The sequence below is a fragment of the Bacillus licheniformis DSM 13 = ATCC 14580 genome, from assembly GCF_000011645.1.
Classification (GTDB): domain Bacteria; phylum Bacillota; class Bacilli; order Bacillales; family Bacillaceae; genus Bacillus; species Bacillus licheniformis.
Map to the genome: position 1 here is coordinate 178,879 of NC_006270.3, position 14,612 is coordinate 193,490.

15 protein-coding genes are annotated in these 14,612 nt (G+C 46.2%); 10 read left to right on the plus strand and 5 right to left on the minus strand.

The window, feature by feature from the left end:
* Nucleotides 1-11: 11 nt before the first annotated feature.
* The 6 genes from rsiW (at nucleotide 12) to TRNA_RS22540 (ending at nucleotide 7,054) form a co-directional block, all read left to right on the plus strand.
* Nucleotides 12-632 carry an anti-sigma-W factor RsiW gene (gene rsiW, locus TRNA_RS22515; protein WP_003178441.1) on the plus strand — a complete coding sequence of 207 codons (621 nt, stop codon included), beginning with the start codon at nucleotides 12-14 and terminating at the stop codon, nucleotides 630-632.
* Between the two features lie 165 nt (nucleotides 633-797).
* Nucleotides 798-1,619 (plus strand): diadenylate cyclase CdaA, encoded by an 822-nt coding sequence (gene cdaA, locus TRNA_RS22520; RefSeq protein ID WP_003178443.1) that lies wholly within the window; start codon nucleotides 798-800, stop codon nucleotides 1,617-1,619.
* Nucleotides 1,612-2,928 (plus strand): CdaR family protein, encoded by a 1,317-nt coding sequence (locus tag TRNA_RS22525; RefSeq protein ID WP_011197483.1) that lies wholly within the window; start codon nucleotides 1,612-1,614, stop codon nucleotides 2,926-2,928. Before cdaA ends, TRNA_RS22525 begins: the two co-directional genes overlap by 8 nt.
* A gap of 20 nt (nucleotides 2,929-2,948) precedes the next feature.
* Nucleotides 2,949-4,295 carry a phosphoglucosamine mutase gene (glmM, locus tag TRNA_RS22530; RefSeq protein ID WP_011197484.1) on the plus strand — a complete coding sequence of 449 codons (1,347 nt, stop codon included), beginning with the start codon at nucleotides 2,949-2,951 and terminating at the stop codon, nucleotides 4,293-4,295.
* Nucleotides 4,296-4,737: 442 nt separating this feature from the next.
* Nucleotides 4,738-6,540 carry a glutamine--fructose-6-phosphate transaminase (isomerizing) gene (glmS, locus tag TRNA_RS22535; RefSeq protein ID WP_003178449.1) on the plus strand — a complete coding sequence of 601 codons (1,803 nt, stop codon included), beginning with the start codon at nucleotides 4,738-4,740 and terminating at the stop codon, nucleotides 6,538-6,540.
* A gap of 190 nt (nucleotides 6,541-6,730) precedes the next feature.
* Nucleotides 6,731-7,054 (plus strand): hypothetical protein, encoded by a 324-nt coding sequence (locus tag TRNA_RS22540; RefSeq protein ID WP_003178452.1) that lies wholly within the window; start codon nucleotides 6,731-6,733, stop codon nucleotides 7,052-7,054.
* A gap of 142 nt (nucleotides 7,055-7,196) precedes the next feature.
* Here the strand turns inward: TRNA_RS22540 and TRNA_RS22545 are convergent, their stop codons facing one another.
* The 3 genes from TRNA_RS22545 to TRNA_RS22555 are packed head-to-tail and all read right to left on the minus strand — an operon-like array spanning nucleotide 7,197 to nucleotide 9,044.
* Entirely contained in the window at nucleotides 7,197-7,805 is a 609-nt protein-coding gene (locus tag TRNA_RS22545; RefSeq protein ID WP_003178454.1) for an ABC-2 transporter permease, read from the minus strand.
* Nucleotides 7,786-8,667, minus strand: coding sequence for an ABC transporter ATP-binding protein (locus tag TRNA_RS22550; protein ID WP_011197485.1), 882 nt, complete (start codon nucleotides 8,665-8,667; stop codon nucleotides 7,786-7,788). Before TRNA_RS22550 ends, TRNA_RS22545 begins: the two co-directional genes overlap by 20 nt.
* Nucleotides 8,667-9,044 (minus strand): GntR family transcriptional regulator, encoded by a 378-nt coding sequence (locus TRNA_RS22555; RefSeq protein ID WP_009330329.1) that lies wholly within the window; start codon nucleotides 9,042-9,044, stop codon nucleotides 8,667-8,669. The genes TRNA_RS22550 and TRNA_RS22555 overlap by 1 nt, the downstream gene beginning before the upstream one ends.
* Before the next feature lie 180 nt (nucleotides 9,045-9,224).
* Between TRNA_RS22555 and TRNA_RS22560 the strand changes: the two genes are divergently transcribed.
* Nucleotides 9,225-9,527: an ArsR/SmtB family transcription factor gene (locus TRNA_RS22560; protein WP_003178460.1), complete on the plus strand. Its 303-nt coding sequence runs from the start codon at nucleotides 9,225-9,227 to the stop codon at nucleotides 9,525-9,527.
* Between the two features lie 144 nt (nucleotides 9,528-9,671).
* A complete protein-coding gene (locus TRNA_RS22565) occupies nucleotides 9,672-10,844 on the plus strand; it encodes an MFS transporter (RefSeq protein ID WP_003178463.1) in 1,173 nt (390 codons plus the stop codon).
* A gap of 248 nt (nucleotides 10,845-11,092) precedes the next feature.
* Here the strand turns inward: TRNA_RS22565 and TRNA_RS22570 are convergent, their stop codons facing one another.
* Both TRNA_RS22570 and TRNA_RS22575 read right to left on the minus strand, forming a co-directional pair.
* On the minus strand, nucleotides 11,093-11,497 hold the full coding sequence (locus TRNA_RS22570; protein ID WP_003178466.1) for a DinB family protein: 405 nt from the start codon (nucleotides 11,495-11,497) through the stop codon (nucleotides 11,093-11,095).
* A 28-nt stretch (nucleotides 11,498-11,525) separates the two neighbouring features.
* Nucleotides 11,526-13,262 carry an ABC transporter ATP-binding protein gene (locus TRNA_RS22575; protein ID WP_003178468.1) on the minus strand — a complete coding sequence of 579 codons (1,737 nt, stop codon included), beginning with the start codon at nucleotides 13,260-13,262 and terminating at the stop codon, nucleotides 11,526-11,528.
* A gap of 194 nt (nucleotides 13,263-13,456) precedes the next feature.
* Here TRNA_RS22575 and TRNA_RS22580 point away from each other — a divergent pair, with 194 nt between their 5' ends.
* Together TRNA_RS22580 and TRNA_RS22585 are read left to right on the plus strand one after the other, a co-directional pair.
* Nucleotides 13,457-14,101, plus strand: a complete 645-nt coding sequence (locus TRNA_RS22580; protein WP_003178469.1) for a DsbA family oxidoreductase — start codon at nucleotides 13,457-13,459, stop codon at nucleotides 14,099-14,101.
* Nucleotides 14,102-14,174: 73 nt separating this feature from the next.
* Nucleotides 14,175-14,594 (plus strand): hypothetical protein, encoded by a 420-nt coding sequence (locus TRNA_RS22585; protein ID WP_003178471.1) that lies wholly within the window; start codon nucleotides 14,175-14,177, stop codon nucleotides 14,592-14,594.
* Nucleotides 14,595-14,612: the final 18 nt, after the last annotated feature.

Sequence of the window (14,612 nt, forward strand, 5' to 3'; positions counted from 1 at the left end):
GGGGTGATGAAATGAGCTGTCCGGAGCATATTGTTCAGCTTATGCATAAATACCTTGACGGAGACATACTTCCGGAAGATGAAACGCGTTTAAAAGAGCACCTCCAATCATGCGAAGGCTGCAAAAAGCACCTTCATGAAATGGAAAAATCCATCGCTCTTGTCCAGAGCACGTCGCATCTTACAGCTCCGGCGAACTTTACAGCCAATGTGCTGGCGAATCTGCCGAAAGAAAAGCGGACGGCATCGATCAACAGGTGGCTTAAAGCCCATCCGTTTTTAGTGGCGGCGGCTTTATTTGCAATTTTGATGGGCGGCAGCTTTTTCTCCAGCTGGAAAAACGATCACGATTTCAGCGTATCCAGCCAGCCTAATCTTGTGGTGAAAAACAACACGGTCATCGTGCCTGAAGGCGAAGTTGTCAAAGGCGATGTGACCGTGAAAAACGGAAAGCTGATTATAGAGGGCAAAGTCGACGGCGATGTCACGATTGTAAACGGTGAAAAATATACGGCTTCAGCAGGACAAGTCACCGGTCAGATCCATGAGATCAACGAGGTGTTCGACTGGATCTGGTATAAGATCAAATCGACCGGAAAATCGGTTTTTGGTGTGAAGGAGTCTAAAGAGTAGAGCAAAGCGGGCGAATGAGCTTTGCTCTTTTTTTATGAGGGGCCGCCATTTCACTTGGAAAATCAATTTGTGCTATAATAGCCCCTGTATATATAAAAATAATAGATCATACCATTTTGAAACATATTAACCTTACTAATGACTGAATTCTTGGAGGACGAGGAAATGGCTTTTGAGGATATCCCTTTCTTGCAGTACCTCGGCGATGCCGTTGATATTCTCCTTGTTTGGTACGTAATATATAAATTAATGATGGTCATCCGCGGGACAAAGGCGGTTCAGCTTTTAAAGGGAATCGTGGTCATTGTTCTCGTCAGGCTGGCCAGTCAATATTTAGGATTAAGCACCCTGCAGTGGCTGGTTGACCAGGCGATCACATGGGGGTTCCTGGCGATTATTATCATCTTCCAGCCTGAATTGAGGAGAGCGCTGGAACAGCTGGGGCGGGGGCGCTTTTTTTCGAGGAGCGGAACACCTGAGGAAGAGCAGCAGCAGAAAACGATTGATGCGATTACAAAAGCGATTAAATATATGGCGAAACGCCGGATTGGCGCGCTTCTGACAATTGAACGGGAGACGGGAATGGGCGATTACATAGAAACGGGGATCCCTTTGAATGCAAAGGTCAGCTCTGAGCTATTGATCAACATCTTTATTCCGAACACTCCGCTTCATGACGGAGCCGTGATTATGAAAAACGATGAGGTTGCTGCAGCTGCCTGCTACCTTCCGCTTTCTGAAAGCCCTTTTATTTCAAAAGAGCTTGGAACGAGGCACAGAGCAGCAGTGGGAATCAGTGAAGTGACCGACAGTCTGACGGTTGTTGTATCCGAAGAGACGGGCGGCATCAGCGTCGCCAAAAACGGAGACCTTCACCGTGATTTATCGGAAGAGGCATTGAAAAATATGCTTGAAGCGGAATTTAAGAAAAATTCGCGGGAAACTTCCTCAAATCGCTGGTATTGGAGGGCGAAGAAAAATGGATAAGTTCTTAAACAATCCCTGGGCTGTCAAAGTTGTCGCGTTATTGTTCGCGTTTCTTCTTTACTTTGCGGTCCACAGCGCTCAGGCGCCGACTCCGAAGAAACCAGGTGAATCGTTTTTCCCGACATCGACAACAGACGAAGCGACGCTCACCGATATACCGGTCAAATCGTTTTATGATGATGAAAACTACGTCGTAACAGGCGTGCCGCAGACGGTGAATGTCACGATTAAAGGCCCGACCGGAACCGTCAAGAAGGTCAGACAAGTGAAGGATTTTGAGATTTATGCCGACATGCAAAACCTGAAAACAGGCAGGCATAAAGTCGAGCTGAAGGCCAGAAATGTTGCCGACGGCCTCACTCTGACCATCAATCCATCGGTGACAACCGTGACGATCGAAGAAAAAACGACGAAGGAATTCCCGGTCGAGGTTGATTTTTATAATAAAAACAAAATGAAAGACGGCTACACGCCGGAGCTGCCGATCATCAACCCGAAAAACGTCAGCGTCACCGGCTCAAAAGCCGTGATCGACAGAATCCAGAACATCAAGGCGACGATCAATTTAGAGGGCGTCGACCAGACGGTTGAAAAAGAAGCCAAGCTTACAGTATACGACAAGGACGGAAATGTCCTGCCGGTTGAAGTCAGCCCTTCCGTCGTTAAAATCACCGTTCCGGTGACGAGCCCGAGCAAAAAGATTCCGGTCAAAGTTGACCGGAAAGGCAGCCTTCCGGACGGCATCAGCATTTCCAGCCTCGATATAAGTCCGGGAGAGGTGACCGTCTACGGGCCGCAAAATGTTCTTGATTCGTTAGAATTTGTCGAGGCCGACGAGATTGATTTAAGTAAAATAAAGGATGATACTGAATTGGAAGCCGGCATTAAAGTGCCGGACGGCGCTAAAAAGGTGTCACCCGAAAAAGTGAAAATCAAGGTGAAAGTTGACAAGGAAGAAGAGAAAAAACTGAAAAACGTTTCAATTAAAACCGCGGGGCTGAATGACAGCCGGGATCTTGAATTTCTCGATCCGAAGTCAGGCAAGCTGGATATCACGGCAAAGGGCTCGACAGCCGCGATCGAAAAACTCCAGCCTTCCGACGTCGAGCTCTATGTCAATGTGGCGGATCTCGATGACGGCGAGCACAATGTAAAGCTGGAAGTAAACGGTCCGCAGAACATGACATGGTCGCTGCCGCGGCAAAGCATTCGAGTGAAAATCTCATCTCAAACAACCCAAAACGAAAAAAACAATGGTCAGGATGAAGAAGAAGAGAATCATTCTGAAAAGGATTCACAACCTTCATGAATCAAAAAGGAGCGATATTAATGGGCAAGTATTTTGGTACAGACGGTGTAAGAGGCGTGGCAAACAGTGAACTTACACCTGAGCTGGCCTTTAAAGTCGGACGCTTTGGCGGATATGTCCTAACAAAAGATAAGGAGCGTCCCAAGGTTCTGATCGGCCGTGACACGCGCATTTCAGGGCATATGCTGGAAGGGGCCCTTGTAGCAGGCCTTCTTTCGATAGGAGCAGAAGTCATGCGTCTCGGCGTGATTTCGACGCCCGGAGTCGCATATTTGACGAAGGCTATGGACGCGGAGGCGGGTGTGATGATTTCCGCTTCCCACAACCCTGTCCAGGACAACGGAATTAAGTTTTTCGGCGGCGACGGCTTTAAGCTTTCCGATGAACAGGAGCTTGAAATCGAGCGTCTGATGGATCAGCCGGAAGATCACCTGCCAAGGCCTGTAGGCGCTGATCTGGGCATGGTGAACGACTACTTTGAAGGCGGACAGAAATATTTGCAGTTTCTTAAGCAGTCTGCTGATGAAGACTTCACAGGCATTCATGTCGCGCTTGACTGTGCGCACGGGGCGACATCTTCGCTGGCGACCCACCTGTTTGCCGATCTTGACGCAGATGTATCGACGATGGGGACTTCTCCGAACGGATTAAACATCAATGACGGAGTCGGATCAACCCACCCTGAAGCCCTGGCAGAATTTGTGAAGGAAAAGGGAGCTGACGTCGGCATGGCGTTTGACGGGGATGGCGACCGCTTAATCGCTGTCGACGAAAAAGGGAATATCGTAGACGGCGATCAAATCATGTACATATGCGCGAAGTACTTGAAGAGCGAGGGGCGCCTGACGGACAATACCGTTGTCTCCACGGTGATGAGCAACCTCGGTTTCTACAAAGCGCTTGAAGCGGAAGGCATTAAAAGCGTTCAGACAGCGGTCGGCGACCGCTATGTAGTGGAGGCGATGAAAAAGGGCGGATTTACCCTCGGCGGAGAACAGTCGGGACACCTGATTTTCCTTGATTACAATACGACAGGCGACGGACTGCTTTCTGCGATCATGCTGATGAACACGATTAAAATGACAGGCAAGCCGCTGTCTGAGCTTGCGGCAGAGATGCAGAAGTTTCCGCAGCTCCTCTTGAATGTGAAAGTAACCGATAAACATAAAGTAACGGAAAACGAAAAGGTAAAAGCGGTCATCGAAGAAGTTGAGAAGGAAATGAACGGTGACGGCCGCATCCTTGTGCGCCCATCCGGCACCGAGCCGCTTGTCCGTGTCATGGCTGAAGCGAAAACGAAGGAGCTTTGCGAGAAGTACGTAGGCCGCATTGCAGATGTCGTGAAAGCTGAAATGGGAGCAGAGTAATTTTCCGCAGAAGACTGAAGAACGAGACATGCTGATTTCACATAAGATAAAGGGAACCGTTCAATCTTGGAAAAAATGTGAACCATTTTGAAAAATGTTTGACGGTTCCTTTAGCGTATAGTAAAATCAGCTTGTCTTGTTTAATTTATAAGGAAAGGCAGGGCAGAAAAATTTTTATAGTTATAGCGCCCGGACTAAGCGTACGGATGAAACAGCTTAGTTGACGAGGATGGAGGTTTATCGAATTTTCGGCGGATGCCTCCCGGCTGACCTCAAAGATCACAGCCGCAAGGATTTCCTCAAACCAAAGAGGCGACTCTTTGAACAAAGGGAAATTGCATGATCTTCCATAAAAAACATGTAGGAGGGGACGATTGAAAGTCCCCGCCTGACAAGCAGACTTTCTTCGTCTCCTGCCTGCGACTTTAGGAGGAAGAAAATTATGTGTGGTATTGTAGGTTATATTGGCCAGCTTGATGCAAAGGAAATTTTACTTAAAGGTTTGGAGAAGCTGGAGTATCGCGGCTACGATTCAGCTGGAATCGCTGTAGCGAACGAAGACGGCGTACACGTGTTTAAAGAAAAAGGACGGATCGCCGATCTTCGCGCAGCCGTTGATGCAAACGTGAAGTCACAAGCGGGAATCGGACACACGCGCTGGGCGACTCACGGAGAACCGAGCCGTCTAAACGCTCATCCGCATCAAAGCGCATCAGGCCGTTTTACACTTGTTCATAACGGCGTCATCGAAAACTATGTTCAACTGACGCGCGAATATTTACACGATGTAACCCTTAAAAGCGATACGGATACAGAGGTTGTCGTTCAAGTGATCGAGCAATTCGTCAATAACGGCCTTGACACAGAAGAAGCGTTCCGCCAAACGCTCATGCTGCTCAAAGGCTCTTATGCGATTGCATTATTCGATCATGAAAACAAAGAAACAATCTATGTTGCGAAAAATAAAAGCCCGCTTCTTGTCGGCCTTGGAGACAATTTCAATGTTGTCGCGTCTGATGCGATGGCGATGCTTCAAGTGACAAACGAATACGTGGAGCTTATGGATAAAGAAATGGTGATTGTCACAGACAAAAAAGTCGTGATCAAAAACCTCGACGGAGAATTGATGTCACGTGCCTCATATATTGCAGAGCTTGATGCGAGCGATATCGAAAAAGGCACATACCCTCACTACATGTTAAAAGAAATCGATGAACAGCCGCTTGTCATGCGGAAAATCATTCAGACGTACCAAGATGAAAACGGCAAGCTCTCCATTCCTGGAGACATTTCAAACGCTGTTGCTGAAGCCGACCGCGTCTATATCATTGCCTGCGGAACTAGCTACCATGCAGGTCTTGTCGGCAAGCAATTTATTGAAACATGGGCGAAAGTTCCGGCTGAAGTCCATGTCGCAAGCGAATTCTCTTACAATATGCCATTGCTTTCTGAGAAGCCGCTGTTTATCTTTATTTCTCAAAGCGGAGAAACGGCTGACAGCCGCGCGGTTCTCGTACAGGTGAAAAAGCTCGGACACAAAGCGCTGACATTGACCAACGTACCGGGATCCACGCTTTCCCGTGAAGCGGACTATACGCTTTTACTGAATGCCGGCCCTGAAATCGCGGTAGCGTCAACAAAAGCATATACGGCGCAAATCGCCGTTCTCGCAATTTTGGCAGCCGTGACTGCGGAAAGCCGCGGCAAAGAACTCGGCTTTGATCTTGTCAAAGAGCTCGGCATTATCGGAAACGCGATGGAAGCCCTTTGCGACCAAAAAGACGAAATGGAAATGATCGCCCGTGAATACTTGACCGTAACACGCAATGCATTTTTCATCGGCCGCGGCCTCGACTATTTCGTCTGCCTCGAAGGATCCCTGAAGCTGAAAGAGATTTCTTACATTCAAGCTGAAGGCTTCGCCGGCGGCGAATTGAAGCACGGTACGATCGCATTGATCGAAGACGGCACACCGGTCATCGCCCTTGCGACACAGGAGCACGTCAACTTAAGCATCCGCGGAAACGTCAAAGAAGTGACAGCCCGCGGCGCCAACCCTTGCGTGATCTCCCTGAAAGGCCTGGAAGAAGCAGACGACCGCTTCGTCCTGCCTGAAGTGCATCCGGAGCTCGCACCGCTCGTCTCCGTCATCCCGCTGCAGCTGATCGCATACTACGCAGCGCTGCACCGCGGCTGTGACGTTGATAAGCCACGGAACCTGGCGAAGAGTGTGACGGTGGAGTAGGAGTCGGTTGAAATAAAAGTTTGTACCCCTCTTGGATTGGATGATCTGGAGGGGTATTTTTATGTTTGAAAGAGGAATAAGTCTTATCAAAAATCGAAGTGCGCTAGATTGTAAGTGAAGCGCACAGCGGAATGCCGGGGCGGTTTGGACGATGCTCGTATATATACTTATCTTTTAAGGAAGTGTAACCATGAACAATGAAACGTACATTGAAGTTAACAGAACATCGCAGCTTATGAATAAAATGAGAAAATTTACAGTGCTGATTGATGGTGTCGAGGCTGGAAAAATCAAAGATGGCGGGAGACTGCGAATTGATTTGGAGCCTGGCGAACATGAGATCCAAGTGAAAATTGATTGGTGTGTAAGCCAAGCTTTGAGGTTTACTTTAGATGAAGGAGAAGTGTTAAAGTTTAGATGCGGAAGTCCGGTTCGTGGGTGGAAGATGTTCTTCGGACTTTTTTATGTATTGGCCGATCCAGAGAAATACTCGTTTATTGAACTGGAAGAATAGGCGATTGAAAGACGGCCTTGGTCTTCATCATCCCCATCAAACGCTGCACCGTAACAACCTGACTAGGAGTGTGACGGTGCAGTTTTTTTATCCGAGGATGAATATGAAGCGGTGTCAATGATGGAAAAAAGCCCTATCCTATTTAAAACACTTTATTTCTATAAATCCGAATCGACAGAAGCCATGAACACCCATACAGCGTAATAATTGATATGGCAACGATCAGATAGAGAAAAGTATTTTGTAAGGTTAGAAGCATGTGAATGAACTCTCTAATTTGATCGTTCAAATTTTGGACGAGAAAGTTAATCGTTAGCATATATAAGCCAAATGCAGCAATAGAAGCAATCACGAGATAGTTGCTTTTGAATTTATAACAGAATGGCAGCATGAATGAAGCAGCTGTCATCACAATGGCAACCATTAGCAAGATGTCTTTCCAGATCGTAAATTCCCGGTGAATGATGAAGTGTACGATAAATATGGCTGCAGCCACCATAGATGTAAAGAGAACGACGACAATATACTTTGAACTGACAATCTCTTTCCGTGTATAAGGCAAAGAATTGAGAAGCATATGTATAGAAGACTTTTCATCTATTGAAAAGGCATACATCGATATAACTATACTAAATACAACCCCAACCCAGATTGGAGAAATATCTAACATTAAATAAACACATAATACCAAAAACGAAGCCGCCAATGTTTTTTTCTGCAAGATAATATCTTTAAGAATTAAGTTGAACATGTTCTTTGGCTCCTTTCTTCGTATAGAACATAATATCTTCAAGGGTCGGTTTTTCTATTAACGCCATGTCCCCAAAGATTTTTTCTGTTCGTGATTTATTCGCAGTCAATGCTTCAAATCCATGAGTTGATTTTCGAACCGCTATAAATTCCTGTTCGGTCTCCCGGTCTAACAACTCCATTCCGCCTTTTACAATTGCATATTGTTCCTCAATTTCGTAAAAGTCCTTTGTAAAGATGTGCTCTCCTTTATCAATGAACGTGATATAATCTGCAATCTTATCTAAATCAGTTGTAATATGAGTCGAAAAAAAGATCGTCTTATCCCCATCTTGCATGAGCTGATGCAAGATTTCCAACAGCTCCCGGCGGAAAATCGGGTCGAGTCCGGACGTCGGTTCATCCATAATAATTAATTCCGCATGATGGGACAAAGCAACGGTTAATGATGCTTTCATTATCATCCCTTTTGAGAACGTCTTGATTTTTTTTGTGAGCGGCAAGTTAAATGTGTTCACATAATCATTAAATACTTGTTCATCCCAATTGACATAGGATCTTTTCACAATATCTTTCATTTTAGCTAACGTTAAATGTTCATAAAATATGTTGGAATCAAATACAAAGCCAATACGTTGTTTGATTTCTTTCTCATGCTCCTTGTAATTCATGCCAAATACCGTAATTGTTCCGCTGTCAGGCTGCAATAAGTTCATGATCAGTTTAATCGTTGTCGATTTTCCCACGCCATTTCCGCCGATAAATCCGGTGATAAAACCTTTTTTTACGCTCATCGAAAAGTCCTTGAGCTGGAAACCATCGAACGATTTATGAACATGCCGGAGTTCAATTACATTGTCCATCATTCTTCCTCCTGATATAAAATGGTAAGCAAGTCTTTTAATTCTGTAAGGGTAACGCCTATGTCTTTGCTGTTTTTTATCACTGCCGACAATTGCTCTTCGATGGCTTTCATTTTTCCTTCTTTCATTATTTCGTCATTCTGATCTGATACAAAAGAGCCTTTCCCGACTACGGAATAAATGAACCCATTCTTCTCCAGTTCTTCATAAGCGCGCTTTGACGTAATAAGACTGACATTCATGTCCTTTGCCAATTGGCGCATAGAAGGCAGCGGCTGTCCGGGTTTCAATTCATTCGCAAGAATTTGATCCTTAATTTGGGTGTAAATTTGTTCATAAATGGGTTGCTTTGAACTATTTGAAATTATAATTTTCATTTTAAACCCTCTTTTGTTTATATACAATATACACAATATGTACAATATACACAAAGATTGCTTGAATGGCAACGATTTTTTTATTCTTTGGGGAGTGAATTGTCAGCCAGAATTTGATGTTAAGAATAAAAGGGCACAATACATATTGACAATTTTCGATATGAAGATATAATGATTGGTATGGAACCTATTGAAATTTTCAAAGCTTTATCAAATGAATCAAGGCTGCAAATTTTGCAATGGCTGAAGGAGCCTGATCGTCATTTTAAGCCCCATGAAGGGATTGATATGAACACAATCGGGGTGTGTGTCAGCCAAATCACGGACAAATTGAAAATGACGCAATCGACGGCTTCCCAATATCTCGCGATCCTTTTAAGAGCCGGCCTGATTAAGGCGGAGCGAATCGGAAAGTATACGTACTACAAAAGAGACGAAGAGGCCATTGGAAAGCTTGCTGACTTTCTTAAAACAGAGATATGATGAGCATTAAAAAATAAACATCTCTTGATGATGTTTATTTTTACACCATACATATCGACATATTTCGATGTGTTTATTTTTTAATTTTACATATCGTTATTTCGTGATATGTAAATGTATAATGTGATAAAGGAGCGAACGATAATGTTTAGCACTTGGAAAATTTATCTTTTAGCAATCATCAGTTTTTTGGTAGGGACCTCAGAGTACATCATTTCCGGTATTTTGGATCAGATCGCCCACACACTCGGGATAACTTTAGCTGCAGCGGGGCAGCTCATTACGATCTTTTCACTGGTGTATGCTGTTTTCACCCCGGTCCTGATGGCGTTGACGGCAAGTATGGATAGGCGCAAGTTAATGATGTATGCTCTCGGTTTGTTTGTGATAGGAAATATTTTGGCTTTTACCCTGCCTGGTTATGGTTGGTTTGTTGCAGCGCGTGTCGTTATGGCTTTGGGGGCAGGCATGGTTGTGGTCACGGCCTTAACGATTGCCGCCAAGATCGCACCGGCGGGTAAGCAGGGCAGTGCAATTGCTACAGTCGTCATGGGGTTTACCGCTTCTTTGATTATAGGTGTTCCACTCGGAAGAATGACGGCAGAAGCATTAGGGTGGAAGTCTGTATTTGGGGGAATTGCTTTATTGGGATTCATCGCAATGATTGTTCTATTCTTAACATTGCCGCATACTGAAGGCGATAAGCCCGTCCCTTTGCTTCAGCAGCTTTCCCTTTTAAAGAAACGGAAAGTAGCGATGGGGTTATCGGTCACTTTTTTCTGGCTCGGAGGATATTCCGTTGCATATACTTATCTGTCTCCTTACCTTCTGACCGTTTCAGGGATCAGCGGCAATTTGCTCAGCGGCGTTTTGCTTATATTTGGAATCGCCAGCTTGGTTGGATCGAAGTTTGGCGGATATAGCACTGATAAATGGGGAGTTCCTTTTACGCTCGTTGGCGGGATGGCGCTGCATATCATCGCACTGATTTTGCTGTCGCTTGTCACCCATTCCTATGTCGGAGTACTGTTGATTCTCATATTATGGTCGTTCGCCGCATGGTCTACCGGCCCGACGCAGCAATATCACTTAGCGACGCTTGAACCCGAATTGTCAGGTGTATTGCTCGGCATCAATCAATCGATGATGCAATTCGCCATGGCCGCAGGTGCAGGAATCGGAGGGATTTTTGTAGAAAAAGTGTCGCTGGCTTCTATTACGTGGTTTGGGGCATTGGGGGTTATGATTGCGATTGTTGTTGTTTTGACGACCTTCAGTTCACGGAAAGCAGCACATGTAAGAGAAATCAGTTCATAATAGCCTTGATTGGTGTTGAAGATTCAAGGGTTTCATTCGTCATATCTTACCTGCTTTTTTGAGCCTGACAGGCAGCGCTGAGCCGAAAAATCTAGCATCCGCTCGCTGTAAAACGAGCGGATGTTTTTTTACTCAGCTAAAATCCGCAAATAAGCTTTCCAAGGTCCGACATCATCCTGATACCGCTTCGCCAGCACTCTTGCGATTTGCGAGAGGTGAGTGAGATCGTGGGCAACCCAAGTTGAGATCTATTCTCTAAGCTTGACGATTCCAAACTCCGGGTGCATCCCCGTTTGTTCGAAGTCGGTTTCAGGATCAAGAATCTGCCGCAATGTTTTCAGATTCGCCCGTCTGATTTCAGCAAATTCGTTAAGCAGCTGTTCAATCGTTTTCCCGTCGTTTTGATTCAACTGGCTGAAGCGGTCGAACGGCGGAAAAGTTTCCGTTGCTCCTTTTGTCACGATCATTTTGATTCGGGGCAACCAGTTGTTTTTTTCTCCCTCAATCAGATGGCCGACTACATCAAAGGCGTTCCAAGTGTCTTCGCCTTCATCGCAGCTGATCCAGGGGTTTGATAATCCGGTCAGCAGCTGACTCAATGTTTGTGGTGTGCGCTCCAGGATTTCGATGGCTTCCTCGAGTTGAAAGTTCATGTGAATGACCTCCTCCTTTTATAAAAGATCACGTCAACTGCCGCTCAGCAAACTCCCGATACAGCGCATGCGAAGCAATCAGCTCATGGTGCCGTCCCCGCCCTGTAATCTCGCCTTTTTCGATAAACATAATTTGGTCCGCGTTCACGATTGTCGATAGCCGGTGGGCGATGACGAAGGTGGTGCGGCCTTCCATGAGGCGGGCAAGCGCCTGCTGGACGATGGCTTCTGATTGGCTGTCGAGGCTGGCCGTCGCTTCGTCCATCATTAAAATTTTCGGGTCGCGCAGGAAGGCGCGGGCGATGGCGATCCGCTGTCTCTGTCCGCCGGACAGCTTGACGCCGCGTTCGCCGACTTCTGTATCAAGCTGCTCAGGGAATTGTTTAATAAATGTATCGGCATACGCCATTTCCGCGACTTTCCACAGTTCTTGATCATCAATGCTGTCGGCGTGATCCAAGCCGTAGCATAAGTTCTCACGGATGGTGCCGGACATCATCGGGCTGTCTTGAGATACGTAGCCGATCTGGCTGCGCCACGATTTCATCGACAGCTTGCTGATCGGTGTTTCCCCGATGTTAATGGCTCCTGAGTCCGGTTCGTAAAATCGTTCCAAGAGGCCGAACATCGTGGTTTTTCCGCCGCCGCTCGGACCGACAAACGCAATCATCTGCCCGGGATCGACGTCGAAAGATACCCCGCGTAAGACCGGCTCGCCACCGGCGTAAGTGAAAGTTACATTCTCGACATGTATCGGCAGATTGGAGATGTCCATCTCAAGCCCTTCCTGGCCTTCTTCCTCTTCAGAATGCATAATCTCGATGATCCGCTCTGTTGCCCCTTTTGCTTTTTGCAGCTGAGTGAAAAACATTGTGAACGATGTGATCGGGAAAATGATTTGAAACAGATAAAGCAAAAAGGCGATCAGCGAGCCTGCCGACATCGTCCCTTCAGAGACGCGGATGCCGCCGTAGCCGATGATGGCGACGATCACAATCATAATGACAAGGTGCATGAACGGGGAGACGAGCGCGAATATCCGAGCTTCCTTGAGGCCGTATTGAAAGAGCTTTGAAATGCCTGATAACCCTTTCATTTTTTCTGTATGCTCGGCGTTTGATGCTTTCATCAATCTGATTTCGCTTAATGTCTGCTGGACATGTCCGGTGAAGGAAGCTGTTTCATCCTGCATTGTTTTGGAAATGCGCTGCATTTTCATGCCGAGCGGGATCATGATGAAGGTCGTGATCGGAACGGAGATCAGCATAAGAAGCGTCATTTTCCAATCCATGATCAGCAGAATGACCACAGATCCGACAATGGTGATGATTCCGGAAACAAACTGCGGAAAATGGTCGGAAATCAAGCTTTCAACAATGCCGGTATCATTGACAACTCGGCTGACGGTTTCGCCGCTCGTCTTTTCGTCAAAGTAGCGGACAGGAAGGCGCAGCAGCTTGAACCACATGCGCTCCCGCAGGGAAGCGACCACTTTCTGCCCGGCGTAAGAAAGAAAATAGGTCGAAAACCCGTCGCAGACCGCTTGAACGATAAAAACGAGCGCAAGGATTCCCGATAAGGCCAGATTGATCGAATTGGCGGAAAAGCCGTCAACCATTTCCCTTGTCAACAGCGGAATGGACAAGCCGACCAAAGTCGTGACGAGGCTTGCGGTCAAACCGGCGCTTAAAGCCAGCCTGGGTACGCCGGATGTGAGAATCATTGAGAAAAACGGTTTCATGCTATTGTTGTTTTCTGTTTTCATTTAATAAACTCCTTATCGATATAATGTCAAAGAAGTTGATGGCGCAAGCTGTAACGCATCATAATACGATATAGACAGCTGAAAGTTCCCGATCATTGCCGATTTTAACTCCATACTAAAAGTTTGACAGATGACATAATTGTAACTATTATTGTTACATATAGTTGATTGGGTGACAAGAAAGGAAGAAAAACATGACAATAAATATTAAAGTATATTCCGATTATGTCTGTCCATTCTGTTTTCTCGGAAAAGACCAGCTCGAAAAAGCGATCGAAGGCAAAGATGTGGAAGTCGAGTGGCTGCCATTCGAACTGAGGCCGCGCCCATCGGAGCAGCTTGATCCGTTAAACGACCCGGCCAAATTGGCGATGTGGGACGGCGCCATTAAGCCGCGAATCGAGGCTTGGGGCGTCAATATGAAGCTGCCGAACGTCTCTCCGCATCCTTATACAGATCTGGCTCATGAAGGCTATCACTTCGCAAAAGAACACGGTAAAGGGAAAGCGTACAATGACCGGGTTTACAAAGCGTTTTTTCAGGAAGAGCAGGATATCGGCGACATCGACGTATTAACGTCGCTGGCCAAAGAAGCCGGACTGGATGAACATGCTTTTAAAGAAGCTTTAAGCGCAAGAACATATCAGGACGTGCAGCGGAAGGCGCTCCAACACGCTTACGAAGAAGCCGGCATCACGGCCGTTCCGACTTTTATCATCGGCAATGAGCGGATTGCCGGAGCCGCGGCGAAGGAAGTGTTTGAACAGGCGATCGAAAAAGAAAGCAGACAAAAACCTGTTGACGGCTTGCAGTGCGATCTTGACGGAAACAACTGCTAAGCAGGAAAAATGAGCGATTTGAAGAACCCTTTAATAGGGTTCTTTTTTATAAAGGAAAGAAGAGGGAAGACAGTTGACACTTCATCATTTTATTGCAGCCGATCGGGAGCTTCCGCTGGGGAGCTTCCGAGACCAAACAGAAGAAGGTTTGATTAGCATCGTTAAGCTTGATCCAGGATACGAAATGGTCAAAACAAAACTCAGCAAGCCGTTTGTATATGAGGCAACCGGCTGTTTACATAGACCCGGAAATGACATAAGGGCGCTATTCAGCTATATCAATTCAAATATTCCCGAGGGTGAAGATATAGAAGTTTACTCTTGCTGGGACGGTGAGGAAGACAAAGAAAAAGACGACCGCTTAGACTTTTTCATTGATATAGAGAACCTTCAGCTGGGCAAGCATGTCAAGCTGGATAAAAAGAAATACATCGATGAAATTGCCGGCCTGTTTTATTTCGAGGAGCGGCAGCTGGTCAAGATTCGCAAATAAAACACTTGTTGGCACAGG

Coding starts and splice junctions, on each gene's coding strand:
- glmM (WP_011197484.1), top strand. CDS start 2,949: ATGGGCAAGTATTTTGGTACAGACGGTGTAAGAGGCGTGGCAAACAGT.
- TRNA_RS22560 (WP_003178460.1), top strand. CDS start 9,225: ATGGAACCTATTGAAATTTTCAAAGCTTTATCAAATGAATCAAGGCTG.
- TRNA_RS22570 (WP_003178466.1), bottom strand. CDS start 11,497: ATGAACTTTCAACTCGAGGAAGCCATCGAAATCCTGGAGCGCACACCA.
- glmS (WP_003178449.1), top strand. CDS start 4,738: ATGTGTGGTATTGTAGGTTATATTGGCCAGCTTGATGCAAAGGAAATT.
- TRNA_RS22540 (WP_003178452.1), top strand. CDS start 6,731: ATGAACAATGAAACGTACATTGAAGTTAACAGAACATCGCAGCTTATG.
- TRNA_RS22565 (WP_003178463.1), top strand. CDS start 9,672: ATGTTTAGCACTTGGAAAATTTATCTTTTAGCAATCATCAGTTTTTTG.
- TRNA_RS22555 (WP_009330329.1), bottom strand. CDS start 9,044: ATGAAAATTATAATTTCAAATAGTTCAAAGCAACCCATTTATGAACAA.
- TRNA_RS22525 (WP_011197483.1), top strand. CDS start 1,612: ATGGATAAGTTCTTAAACAATCCCTGGGCTGTCAAAGTTGTCGCGTTA.
- TRNA_RS22550 (WP_011197485.1), bottom strand. CDS start 8,667: ATGGACAATGTAATTGAACTCCGGCATGTTCATAAATCGTTCGATGGT.
- TRNA_RS22575 (WP_003178468.1), bottom strand. CDS start 13,262: ATGAAAACAGAAAACAACAATAGCATGAAACCGTTTTTCTCAATGATT.
- TRNA_RS22580 (WP_003178469.1), top strand. CDS start 13,457: ATGACAATAAATATTAAAGTATATTCCGATTATGTCTGTCCATTCTGT.
- TRNA_RS22545 (WP_003178454.1), bottom strand. CDS start 7,805: ATGTTCAACTTAATTCTTAAAGATATTATCTTGCAGAAAAAAACATTG.
- cdaA (WP_003178443.1), top strand. CDS start 798: ATGGCTTTTGAGGATATCCCTTTCTTGCAGTACCTCGGCGATGCCGTT.
- rsiW (WP_003178441.1), top strand. CDS start 12: ATGAGCTGTCCGGAGCATATTGTTCAGCTTATGCATAAATACCTTGAC.